General features: G+C 72.4%; 11 protein-coding genes. 4 read left to right on the forward strand and 7 right to left on the reverse strand.

Translation table 11 applies throughout. From position 1 onward, the window contains the following. The first annotated feature begins 347 nt into the window (after positions 1–347). Together ACFP3V_RS14420 and ACFP3V_RS14425 are read left to right on the forward strand one after the other, a co-directional pair. The gene (locus ACFP3V_RS14420) at positions 348–1,181 is read left to right on the forward strand and encodes a sterol desaturase family protein (protein WP_380583399.1); all 834 of its coding nucleotides are present in this window, start codon (positions 348–350) and stop codon (positions 1,179–1,181) included. Then, complete coding sequence (locus ACFP3V_RS14425; RefSeq protein WP_380583400.1) at positions 1,178–1,897, forward strand: lysoplasmalogenase; 720 nt, start codon at positions 1,178–1,180, stop codon at positions 1,895–1,897. Before ACFP3V_RS14420 ends, ACFP3V_RS14425 begins: the two co-directional genes overlap by 4 nt. On the opposite strand, the gene ACFP3V_RS14430 is transcribed toward ACFP3V_RS14425, so the two are convergent. After that, a complete protein-coding gene (locus ACFP3V_RS14430; protein ID WP_380583401.1) occupies positions 1,858–2,700 on the reverse strand; it encodes an exodeoxyribonuclease III in 843 nt (280 codons plus the stop codon). The genes ACFP3V_RS14425 and ACFP3V_RS14430 overlap by 40 nt on opposite strands. 65 nt (positions 2,701–2,765) lie before the next feature. Next, complete coding sequence (ggt, locus tag ACFP3V_RS14435; protein ID WP_380583402.1) at positions 2,766–4,589, reverse strand: gamma-glutamyltransferase; 1,824 nt, start codon at positions 4,587–4,589, stop codon at positions 2,766–2,768. Positions 4,590–4,792: 203 nt separating this feature from the next. On the opposite strand from ggt, the gene ACFP3V_RS14440 reads away from it, so the two are divergent. Next, positions 4,793–5,815 carry a cytochrome c oxidase assembly protein gene (locus ACFP3V_RS14440; protein WP_380583403.1) on the forward strand — a complete coding sequence of 341 codons (1,023 nt, stop codon included), beginning with the start codon at positions 4,793–4,795 and terminating at the stop codon, positions 5,813–5,815. A 24-nt stretch (positions 5,816–5,839) separates the two neighbouring features. Here the strand turns inward: ACFP3V_RS14440 and ACFP3V_RS14445 are convergent, their stop codons facing one another. From ACFP3V_RS14445 to ACFP3V_RS14465, 5 genes are all read right to left on the reverse strand, one after another. Then, on the reverse strand, positions 5,840–6,745 hold the full coding sequence (locus ACFP3V_RS14445) for an ABC transporter permease (protein ID WP_380583404.1): 906 nt from the start codon (positions 6,743–6,745) through the stop codon (positions 5,840–5,842). An 88-nt stretch (positions 6,746–6,833) separates the two neighbouring features. Continuing rightward, positions 6,834–7,727, reverse strand: a complete 894-nt coding sequence (locus ACFP3V_RS14450; protein WP_380583405.1) for a glycosyltransferase family 2 protein — start codon at positions 7,725–7,727, stop codon at positions 6,834–6,836. Then, on the reverse strand, positions 7,724–8,542 hold the full coding sequence (locus ACFP3V_RS14455; RefSeq protein ID WP_380583406.1) for a CDP-alcohol phosphatidyltransferase family protein: 819 nt from the start codon (positions 8,540–8,542) through the stop codon (positions 7,724–7,726). Before ACFP3V_RS14455 ends, ACFP3V_RS14450 begins: the two co-directional genes overlap by 4 nt. Further along, the gene (locus ACFP3V_RS14460; protein WP_380583407.1) at positions 8,520–9,584 is read right to left on the reverse strand and encodes an iron-containing alcohol dehydrogenase family protein; all 1,065 of its coding nucleotides are present in this window, start codon (positions 9,582–9,584) and stop codon (positions 8,520–8,522) included. Before ACFP3V_RS14460 ends, ACFP3V_RS14455 begins: the two co-directional genes overlap by 23 nt. Continuing rightward, a complete protein-coding gene (locus ACFP3V_RS14465; protein WP_380583408.1) occupies positions 9,572–10,327 on the reverse strand; it encodes a phosphocholine cytidylyltransferase family protein in 756 nt (251 codons plus the stop codon). Before ACFP3V_RS14465 ends, ACFP3V_RS14460 begins: the two co-directional genes overlap by 13 nt. Before the next feature lie 213 nt (positions 10,328–10,540). On the opposite strand from ACFP3V_RS14465, the gene idi reads away from it, so the two are divergent. Further along, the gene (idi, locus tag ACFP3V_RS14470; RefSeq protein WP_380583409.1) at positions 10,541–11,095 is read left to right on the forward strand and encodes an isopentenyl-diphosphate Delta-isomerase; all 555 of its coding nucleotides are present in this window, start codon (positions 10,541–10,543) and stop codon (positions 11,093–11,095) included. Positions 11,096–11,292: the final 197 nt, after the last annotated feature.

An 11,292-nucleotide genomic window follows, 5' to 3' on the forward strand; every position in this document is an offset into this window, starting at 1 on the left:
CCTGGACGCGCACCTCGGGGGTGCCCCTCCAGTCTTCCCCCGAAGCGCTCCGGATAGGCGTCGTCGACGCGCCGTGACGCAGGATCAGGCGTGGAGGGCGCGCGCCGGGCGCCCGGCGCGTGGCTCGGCCGCGCGTCCCGACAGTCCTGCGGCCACCGCTCCGGCCGACCGGTCAGCCCACCCGCTCCGCAGGGTCGCGCCTCGGCGGCGACCGGTCCCGGTTCGTGGTCCGCGCACGGGTGGGCGGGGCCGACGCGGACGACGCGGACGCGGCTGAACTGTGCTGCTGCTACGCGCCGGTAACAACCTCTAGCCAGGGGAGTTGTCGTGGCCGTAACCTCCCTGCCATGCCGAACCTGCCCGATGCCGTGCTGTGGTCGATACCCGCGTTCATCCTGCTGGCCGTCCTCGAGATGGTCTCCTTCCGGCTCCATCCGGACGAGGACGAGCAGGGCTACAGCGTCAAGGACACCGCCACCAGCCTGAGCATGGGGCTCGGCAGCCTCGGCACCAACCTGCTCTGGAAGATCCCCACCGTCGCCCTGGCCACGCTGGTCTACGAGTTGACCCCGCTGCGGGTGCCGGTGCACTGGCTGACGACCGTGCCGCTGATGCTGCTCGGGCAGGACCTCTGCTACTACTGGTCGCACCGGAGCACCCACCGGGTCCGGCTGCTCTGGGCGCAGCATGTGGTGCACCACTCCAGCCGCCACTACAACCTTTCCACGGCCCTGCGCCAGCCCTGGACCGACCTGACCTTCGGCGTCTTCTACCTGCCGCTGGTCGTGCTCGGCGTCTCCCCGGCGGCCGTGGCCTTCTGCTCGTCGGTGAACCTGGTCTACCAGTTCTGGATCCACACCGAGCGGATCGACAAGCTCTGGGCCCCGATCGAACTGGTCCTCAACACGCCCTCGCACCACCGGGTCCACCACGCCTCGCAGGGCGGCTACCTGGACCGCAACTTCGGCGGCATCCTCATCGTCTGGGACCGTCTGTTCCGGACCTTCACCCCGGAGACCGAGCGGCCGGTCTACGGGCTGACGAAGAACATCTACACGTTCAACCCGCTGCGTGTGGCCACCCACGAGTACGCGGCGATCGGCCGCGACCTCGCGGGCGCGAAGACCTGGCGCGAGCGCCTCGGCTATCTCTTCCGCGCCCCCGGCTGGCGGCCGGTGTGAGCAGCCCCGCGACCGGCGTTCTGACGCGCCCTCAGTTCCGTCTCCAGTTCTTCGTCTTTCTGGCCGCCGCCCACCTGCTGACCGTGGCCGTCGACGACCGGTTCCCGGCCGCGGTGACGAAGGCCCTGCTCATGCCGGCCCTGGCCTGGCTGGTCGCCCCGCGCGCGCCCCGGCTGCTCCTGGCCGCGCTGCTGGCGTCCTGCCTCGGTGACGTGATGCTGCTGTTCTCCGGGACGTCCTTCCTCGTCGGCATGGGCGGCTTCGCCGCCGCGCACGTCTGCTACATCACCCTGTTCCGGCGGATCGGCGGTCGCCGCAACCGGTGGGCGTGGCTCTACCTGCCGCTGTGGGCCGCCCTGATCGTCTCGCTGTGGCCGGGGCTCGACCCGGCCATGCGGGTGCCGGTGGCCAGCTACAGCCTGCTGCTCACCGGCATGGCCGCGACCAGCGCCAGGGTGTCCCGCCGCACGGCGCTCGGCGGCGGGCTCTTCCTGCTCTCGGACACGCTGATCGCGACGGGTCTGGCCGACTCGCCGCAACTGCCGCTGGCCCACTTCTGGGTGATGCTGACGTACATCGTCGGCCAGTTCCTCATCGCGACCGGGGTGACGGCCGGTCAGGACGCCCACGCCCGGCAGCCCGGCGCTCAGGACTCCAGCGCTCGGGACTTCGGCGCTCAGGACTCCAACGCGAGGTCCACGACGACCGGGGCGTGATCCGAGGTGCCCTTGCCCTTGCGCGCCTCACGGTCCACGAAGGAATCCGAAACCGCCTCCACGAAGGGCTTGTTGGCATACACGAGGTCGATCCGCATGCCGCGGTTCTTCGGGAAGCAAAGCTGGCGGTAGTCCCAGTAGGTGTACGGGGTGTCGTACTTGAGAGCCCGGGGCACCACGTCCTCCAGGCCGACCGCGCGCAGGTCGGCCAGGGCGGCGCGCTCGGGGGCGGTGACGTGGGTCAGGCCCTCGAACTCGCCGATGTCCCAGACGTCGGCGACCTCGTCGGTCGGGATGATGTTGTAGTCGCCGAGGACGGCGAAGGGGCGGATCGCCGCCGCATCGTCCACCACCGCGTCCCGCAGTGCCTCCAGCCACTTCAACTTGTAGGCGTAGTGCGGGTGTCCGACCTCGCGGCCGTTGGGCACGTAGACCGACCAGACCCGGACCGGGCCGCAGGTGGCGGCGATGGCGCGGGGCTCGACGACCGGCTCGGCGGCGATCAGCGCCTCGTCCACGGCCTCGGCCGCGTCACCGGCGTACCCGGGCTGGCCGGGCAGGCCGCGCACGACGTCGGCGATCCCGAGCTTCGAAAGGATCGCCACGCCGTTCCACCGCCCGGTGCCGTGCGCGGCGGCCTCGTAGCCGAGCTCCCGCACCTCGGCGTAGGGGAAGGAGTCGGTGCTGCACTTGAGCTCCTGCAGGCAGACCACGTCCGGCTGGGCGGAGGCGAGCCATTCGAGCAGCTTGGGCAGCCGCGCGTTGATCGAGTTGATGTTCCAGGTGGCGATGCGGACGGTCATGCGCCCCAAACTACCGCCCGCCACCGACAAACCCGCCGGAACAGCCGCGCCCAGGCCGTGGACCCCTACCCGCCGACCCCGACCACGACCGCGGCCGCGCCGCCGCCCCGGCGGACCGGTTCGGCCGCCGCCTGGTACAGGCCGCCGGGCAGCGCCTGGATGCCGGTGGCCGCGCCGATCTCCGGGTTCAGCTTGAACGTCTCGCCGACCGCGCTCAGCGCCTGCTGGTCCGCACTCCCCAGGAAGGCCGGCTCTGCCTCGGTGGCGGCCGCGTTGCGCTGGCTCAGCCGGGGCGTGGCGATCGCCTGCTCCAGCGTCAGCCCCCGGTCCACGTGCTCGGTGAGCACCTGCAGCACGGTCGTGATGATGGTGGCCCCGCCCGGAGAGCCGAGCGCGAAGTCGAAGCGGCCGTCCTTCAGCACGATGGTCGGCGAGATGGACGAGCGCGGACGCTTGCCCGCCGCAGGCAGGTTGGGGTCCGGGACGCCCGCGACGAGCGGGGTGAAGTCGAAGTCCGTCAACTCGTTGTTGAGCAGGAACCCGCGCCCGGGGACGGTCATCGCGCTGCCGCCGGTCTGCTCGATGGTCAGCGTGTAGGAGACGACGTTGCCCGAGCGGTCGGCGACGGTGAGGTGGGTGGTGTTGGTCCCCTCGTAGCCGGTGGGCGCGGGCGCCCCGGCTGCGCTGCAGCCGCCGCCCGGGTGGGTCGGGTCGCCGGGGGCGAGCGGGCTGGCGAGCGACGATCCGGGCTGGATCAGGCAGGCCCGGGAGGCCGCGTAGGACGGGGAGAGCAGACCGGCGGTCGGTACCTGCTCGAAGGCCGGGTCGCCCACCCAGCGGTTGCGGTCGGCGAAGGCGATCCGGCTGGCCTCCAGGTAGTCGTGCAGGTACGCGGCGTTGGAGGCGTGGGCCGGGTCGAGGCGGAAGGTGTCCAGGATGTCGAGCGCCTCGCCGACGGTCGTCCCGCCGCTGGAGGAGGGGGCGATGCTGTAGACGTCCAGGCCCCGGTAGTCCACGTGCGTCGGTGCCTGCTCCTTGACCCGGTAGGCGGCCAGGTCACGGGTCGTCAGTCGGCCGGGACGGGCGTTCCAGCCGGAGGCCGGGTCCACCTGCGGGTGCTGGACGAGCTGGGTCAGCTCGCGTCCCAGCTGCCCGTTGTAGAGGAAGTCCGTTCCCTGCCGCCCGAGTTGGCGGTAGGTCGCGGCCAGGTCGGGGTTGCGCAGCACGCTCCCGACGGCGGGCGGCTGCCCGCCCGGGAGGAAGAGGGCGGCGGTCGCCGGGAAGGCCGCGAAGCGGGCGGCGTTGGCGGCCGTCTGGTCGTGGAAGGTCTGGTCGACGACGAAGCCGCGGTCGGCGAGCCGCTCGGCGGGCCGGAGCGCGCCGGCCAGCGACCAGGTGCCCCACTTCCGCAGCGCCGTGGCCCAGGTCTGCGCGGTGCCCGGGGTGCCGACCGACAGCCCGCTGCTCACCGCGTCGGCGAAGGCCAGCGGCTTGCCGTTCTCCAGGAACAGGTTCTGATCGGCCGTCAGCGGTGCCGTCTCCCGGCCGTCCAGCGTGTGCACGGTGCGGGTGCGGGCGTCGTAGTAGACGAAGTACCCGCCGCCGCCGATGCCGGAGGAGTAGGGCTCGGTCACGCCCAGCGCGGCGGCCGTGGCCACCGCGGCGTCCACGGCGTTGCCCCCGTGGCGCAGGACGTCGATGCCGATGTCCGTCGCGTCGGCGTCGACGCTCGCGACGGCCCCGCCGTACCCGGTGGCCTCGGCGGTCTTCGGCGTCGGCGCCCGGTCGGGCGCGAGCGCCGTGGCCGGGCCGGACGGCGCGAAGGCCGTGCCCAGCAGCGCTCCCGTTGCGATGAGCAGTGGTACCAGTCGTCCGCGCGCGAGTTGCACGAAGCTGCCCCTCCCTGTCATGCCCCCTCAGACGGTCGTGTGCGCAGCAGTCTCCCGGCCGGACGGCCCGGCCACAAGAAGGCGTCGCAACGGCGCGCCGCTTCGCCAGATGGGGTGAAGGGGGCGGGGCGGTGGAGATCGCCCGGCGGCGATCCGCGATGATGGGCGCGGCACAGGCAGCACGAGAACAGAAGGTGATCCCGATGGAGCAGCTCGCGGGAGGCCCTCCCGCCTGGCACTGGTCCCTCGTCGTGACGAACTGGACGCTGGAGCCGGTCGTGCTGGCGCTCTGCGTGCTGGCCGCCGTCGGCTACGCGTTCGGGCTGCGCCGCGTGCACGCGCAGGGCGTGCGCTGGCCGCTGGGGCGGACCTCGGCGTGGTTCGGCGGCCTGGCCCTGTGGCTGTGGGTGACCTCGTCCGGCGTGGGGGTCTACGAGCGGATCCTGTTCACCGACCGGGCCGGGCAGGTCATCGTCCTGCTGATGCTGGTCCCGCTGCTGCTCGCGCTCGGCGCCCCGGTGTCGCTGCTCGCCGACGGCCTGCCGCCCGCGGGCCGCGCCCGGCTGGAGCGCGTGCTGCGGTCCGCGCCCTCGCGGGTGCTGATGTTCCCGGCGGTCTCCACCGCCCTGCTGATGCTGCCGCCGTGGATCCTCTACTTCACCGGCGTCTACCAGCGCACGCTCACCAGCGACGCCTGGAACACCGGCCTGCACGTGGTCCTGGTGCTGCTCGGGCTGGCGTACTTCTGGCCGCGTCTGCAGATCGACCCGGTCGCGCACGAGTACCCGCAACTGGTCGCGGTCTTCATCACCATGGCCGAGGTGATCTTCGACGCGGGCCTCGGCATCCTGCTGGTCTACGGCCACAACACGATCGCCGAGCACTACTACACCGCCCTCGGCCGCGACTGGGGCCCCTCGGTCCGTCAGGACCAGGTCTGGGGCGGCTGCGTGCTCTGGGCGCTGGGCGACATGGCCGGCCTGCCCTTCCTGATCGCGCTGGTGCGCCGGTGGATGGTCAAGGGCCGCGCGGAGACGGCGGCGGTGGACGCGGCCATCGACGCCCAGATCGCGGAGCAGCGCGCCGCCCGGACCGCGGCCCGCGCCACGGCCCCGGCGGGAACGACACCGCAGGCGGCCGAGGACGAGGACGCGGAGACGCTGCGGCCCTGGTGGCTCGACGACCCACGGATCGCCCACCGCTTCACGGACCAGGGCTCCGACTGACGTCCTGACGATCTCCGGCGCGGCCTACCCGCGGCCGTAGCGGTCCTCGGCGCGCCAGAACCAGACGTATCCGCCGCAGCCCAGCAGCAGCGCCCAGCCGAGGGCCAACGGCCAGGCATGCGGCGGGAGTTGGGGCGTGGAGCGGATCAGCGCCCAGCGGACCAGCGAGATGTAGACGAGCGCGGGGTTGGCCTGGAGCGCCGCCTGGACCCAGCCGGGCGTGGACTTGGTGAGGGCGTCGACGCTCCAGAAGACGCCCGAGGTGTACATCCAGGTGCGGATGACGAAGGGCATCAGCTGCGCCAGGTCGGTGGTCCGCGCGCCGAGGCGGGCCATGACCAGCGCCAGCCCGCCGTTGAACAGCGTCTGCAGCCCCAGCGCGGGCAGGCACAGCAGCCAGTACCAGCTGATCGGCTCGCCGGTGCACAGCACGATGACGACGAGCACCAGCATCGCGATCGCCAGCTGCTGGAGCTGGATCAGCGTCCCGGCGATGGGCAGGCAGGCGCGGGGGAAGTGCAGGGCCCGGATCAGCGTCAGGTTGTCGGCGATGGCGCGGGTGCCGCTGAGCACCGCGCTCTGGGTGAACTGGAAGACGAAGACGCCGGTGCACAGGTAGGCGATGAAGTTCGGGATGCCCCGGTTCGTGCCCAGCAGCAGGCCGAAGACCAGGTAGTAGACCAGCGCGTTCAGCAGCGGCGTGACCACCTGCCACAGCTGGCCCAGCTTGGCCGTGGTGTAGAGCGCCGTCAGCTTGGCGGTGGCGTAGGCGACGACGAAGTGGCGCCGCGACCACAGCTCCCGGGTGTACGAGGTCAGGGTGGGCCGGCGGCCGGTGATGTCGAGCCCGTGGGCCGCGGCCAGCTGAGCAGGCGTCAGTTCCGCGGTGGCGCCTGCCACCGAGGCCGCACTGCCCGGCTGCTCGGTCACCGTTCGAAGGTCTCACGGATCGGGCAGCCGGGCAGCGGGAACACGCCCGGGCGGGGTGACGGCTCGTCAGGACGGCGCCGGGCCCCGGTCAGATCACCGGGGGCCGACCGAGGCGGGTCATCCGCCACACCGTGCGCCAGCGCATCGGGCGGCGCTCCCCCGCCGGCTCGCGCCAGCCGGCGCGGAAGCCGGAGAGCCAGGCCTCCAGCGCCTCCTTGGAGGGGCGGCGGGCCAGCGTGAGCAGGAACCAGACGCCCAGGTAGACCGGGACCAGCAGCGCGGGCAGGTTGCGCCGGGCCAGCCAGACCCGGTTGCGGGCCACGTTGTGGTGGTAGGTCGCGTGCCGGCTCGGCTCGGTGCGGGGGTGGCGCAGGACCACGTCCGGCGCGTACCGGATGTCCCAGCCCGCGTCCAGCGCGCGCCAGGCCAGGTCGGTCTCCTCGTGGGCGTAGAAGAACTCGCCCGGCAGCTGGCCGGCCTGCTCGAACACGGCGGTGCGGACGGCGCTGGCGCCGCCGAGGAAGGTGGTCACCTTCGAGCCGCGCAGCGGGTCGGAGGCCCGCAGCCGCGGCACGTGGCGGCGCTGCGACTCGCCCTCCTCGTCGACGATGCGGAAGCTGACGATGCCGAGCCTCGGGTCGGCGGCGAAAAGCTCGCGCAGCCGCTCGCCGCTGTCCTGCAGCGGCAGCAGGCCGTCGTCGTCCAGGAACAGGACCACGTCCACGTCCCGGCCGTTGTGGCCGAAGGCCTCGATGCCGACGTTGCGCCCGCCGGGGATGCCGAGGTTCTCCGGCAGTTGCACGCCCCGGACGCCCTCGGGCAGCGGGGGCAGCGGCGCGCCCTGCGCGACGACCACCGTCTCGATGGCGGGGCCGTGCTGCTTGGCCACCGACTCCAGCAGCTCGCCCAGCTCCTTGGGGCGGGTGCCCATGGTGATCACCACGGCGCCGAGCCGCAGCTCACCGCCGGTACCGGCGCTCATCGCAGCCTGCTGGAGAGCACGATGCTGAGCAGGTGCAGGACGGTCTGCAGCACCGCGATGCCGGCCAGCACCGCCACGGCGAGGCGGGTGAAGAAGAGGTCCCCGTGGGCCAGGTCCGCGATGCCCGCGGCCAGCAGCACCAGCGAGGCCTCGACGCCGCCGATCAGGCGGTGGAACTTGAGCATCGAGGCGAGCTTGCGCGCCCTGGCCACGCCCGAGGAGCGCGGCACGGACGCGGAGTCCTCGACGGCGGTCAGGCCGCGGCGGATGCGGGCCACGTCGACCAGGTCGGTCTCGGCCTTGATCAGGATGGCCCCGAGGGCGGCGACAGTGCCCAGGAAGGCCCAGAGCCAGTTGCGGGAGCCGTCGTGCTGGAACAGGTCGGCCGCGCGCAGACCGCCGCCGACCAGCAGGCAGGCCTCGGACAGGTAGTGGCCCACCCGGTCCAGGTAGACGCCGGTGGTCGAGGTCTGCTTCCGCCAGCGCGCCAACTCGCCGTCGACGCAGTCGAGTCCGAGGTAGACCTGGATCAGCAGCGCGGCGAGGACGGCGCCTCCGATGCCGGGGAGCAGCAGCGCCGCGCCGCCGAGGACGCCGGCGACCATCATCAGCCAGGTCAGCTGGTTGGGCGTGACCGGGGCGTTGATCAGGTGCCGGGTGACCCGGGAGGAGATGCGGCGCATGTACCAGCGCCCGGCCCAGTGCTCGCCGGAGCGGCGGTCGAGCAGCCCCTCGGGGTGGGCGACCGCGCGGAACTCGGCGATGGTGGGCTTGCGAGTGGTCACTGGGCGCTCAGGCGCTGACGTCTTTGACATAGTCGGTGTACGCGTCCCGGATGGCTGTGGGGTCGAGGTCGAGGTGTTCCAGGATGGTGAACCGTCCTGGGCGGGTCTGCGGGGCGAAGTGCACGGCGGCGACGAACTCCTCGTCGCTGAAGCCGAGTTGAGCGGCCGTCACCGGAAGACCGTGCCGCGCCAGCACGCTCGCCGTCTGCCCGGCGAGCTCGCGGTCGCCGCGGAGGAAGGTCGCGAACGCCGCGCCCAGTCCGACCTGCTCGCCGTGCTGGGCGGCGCGGGTGGGGTGCAGGATGTCGAGCGCGTGCGAGATCTCGTGGCAGCCGCCGCTGGCGGGGCGGGAGCTCCCGGCCACGTTCATGGAGATGCCGGTGAGCACCAGCGCCTCCGCGAGCGAGACCAGGAAGTCGTCGTCGTCGACCGTGCCGGGGTGGCGCAGGATGTTCTCGCCCGCGCTGCGGGCCATCGCGGCGGCCAGGCCGTCGACGGCCTCGCCGGTCTCCCGGTTCGAGAGCTCCCAGTCGGCGATGCAGTTGATGTTGGACACGGCGTCACCGATCCCGGCCACGACGTAGCGGCGCGGGGCCTGCTTCACCACGTCCAGGTCGACGACGATGCCGATCGGGCTGGGCACGCCGTAGGAGCCGCGGCCCGCGTCGTTGTCCAGGGTGGCGACCGGCGAGCAGAGGCCGTCGTGGGCCAGGTTGGTGGCCACCGCGACCAGCGGCAGGCCGACGCGCGCGGCGGCGTACTTGGCCGCGTCGATGATCTTCCCGCCGCCGAGGGCGACGATGGCGTCGTAGGTGCCCGCGCGCATCTGGTCGGCGAGCTTGACCGCGCCGTCGATGCTGCCGCCGCCGGTCACCGTGTACCAGTCGGCGCCGGGCAGCTGCGGCTCCAGCCGCGCCCGGAGCGCCGCGCCGGAGCCGGCGCTGACCGCGACGGCCAGCCGTCCGGTGGCGGCGATGCGCTGGTCGGCCAGGACCGCGCCGAGATCGTCGAGCGCTCCTGGGCGGATGTCGACGATCAGCGGCGAGGGCACCAGCCGGGTCAGTACAGGCACGCGATCTCCCGGCCCTTGGCGAGGTCGTCGTGGTTGTCGATCTCGACCCAGGACACCTCGCCGATCGGCGCGGTGTCGACGCGGAAGCCGCGGTCGATCATCTCCTGGTAGCCGTCCTCGTAGTACTTCTGCGGGTCGCGCTCCCACACCGCCCGCAGCGCGTCCGCGAGGGGCTCGGCGGCGGAGGGGTTGATCAGCGTGACGCCGATGTACTCGCCGGAGGCCTCGGCCGGGTCCATCAGCTTGGTGATCCGGCGGGCGCCCTTCTCCGGGTCGACGACCACCTTCATCTCCTCGTCCGCCAGCTTCTTGACGGTGTCGAGGGCCAGCAGCACGCCCGGCTCCCGCCCGGCGGCGGCCATGGCGGCGTTGGCCTCGAGCAGGGTCCGCTCCACGGAGGCGGGGTGGACCGTGTCGCTGTTGGCGAGGATCACGCCCTCCCTGAAGAGGTCGCGGGCGCACCACACGGAGTAGACGTTGTTCCAGGTCTCGGCCTTGGGGTTGTCCACCAGGTGGAGGTTGAGGCCGTACTTCTTCTCCAGCGCGGCGCGGCGCTCGATCACGGCCTCCTTGCGGTAGCCGATGATGATGGCGACGTCGGTGAACCCGATCTCGGCGAAGTTCCGCAACGTGATGTCGAGGATGGTCCGCTCGTCGTCCACCGGCACCAGCGCCTTGGGCAGCGTGTCGGTGTAGGGACGAAGGCGGCTGCCCGCTCCTGCGGCCGGAACCAGGCCGATCATACGTTCACTCCGTGTTTCTGTGCGGTGGGCGCCGGCATTCCCGCGCGTATCCACAGCGATGGTAGGGGACACACGGAACGCGCCCCCAGGTGGATGCCCCTCCGGTTCGTGTGAACGATCATCTTTGCGGACGGCGCCGCCGGGGGACAAGCGCCGTCGCGATTACGGCAGACTGGTCGTCACGCACCCGGTGACCGAACGGAAAGGCAACTGATGCCCACCACCACCGAGATCCTGCTGGAGCTGGTCGACCCGGACGGGCGGACCATCGGCACGGCGGAGAAGCTGTCGGCCCATCAGGGGGAGGGCAGACTGCACCGGGCTTTCTCGGTCTTCCTGTTCGACGCGGAGGGCAGGCTGCTGCTGCAGCAGCGCGCGCTGGGGAAGTACCACTCCCCCGGGGTGTGGTCCAACACGTGCTGCGGGCACCCGTACCCCGCTGAGCCGCCGTTCGTGGCGGCGGCGCGGCGCACGGCGGAGGAGCTGGGGGCCGCCCCGGTCCTGCTGCGCGAGGCGGGGACGGTGACGTACGACCTGCCTGACGAGGCGTCAGGGCTGGTGGAGAAGGAGTTCAACCACCTGTTCGTGGGCATCGCGGACCCGGCCGCCCAGCGGCCGGACCCGGAGGAGGTCGCGGACGTGCGGTTCGTGACGCCGGCGGAACTGAAGGCCCTTCAGGCGGAGAAGCCGTTCTCGGTGTGGTTCACCACGGTGCTGGACGCTTCGCTCCCGACCATCCGCGCCACCTTCCCGACGGCGGGCTGGTAACCCCCCTCCGAGGCGCGGGACGCTCCACGTCGGCGACCTGGCAGGCCCCTCAGGGGCGCGGGCGCTCTGCATGCGAGCAACCCGGCACCTCCCCCGGGCGCGGGGCCGCTGCACGCGAGGAACCCGGCAGGCCGCTCGGCGGCGCGGGACTGCCGACATGTGCGGCTCCGCCGCGTCGGCACGATTGTGCCCAGCAC

This window comes from Streptacidiphilus monticola (assembly GCF_042658505.1).
In the GTDB taxonomy this organism is placed as follows: Bacteria; Actinomycetota; Actinomycetes; order Streptomycetales; family Streptomycetaceae; genus Streptacidiphilus; species Streptacidiphilus monticola.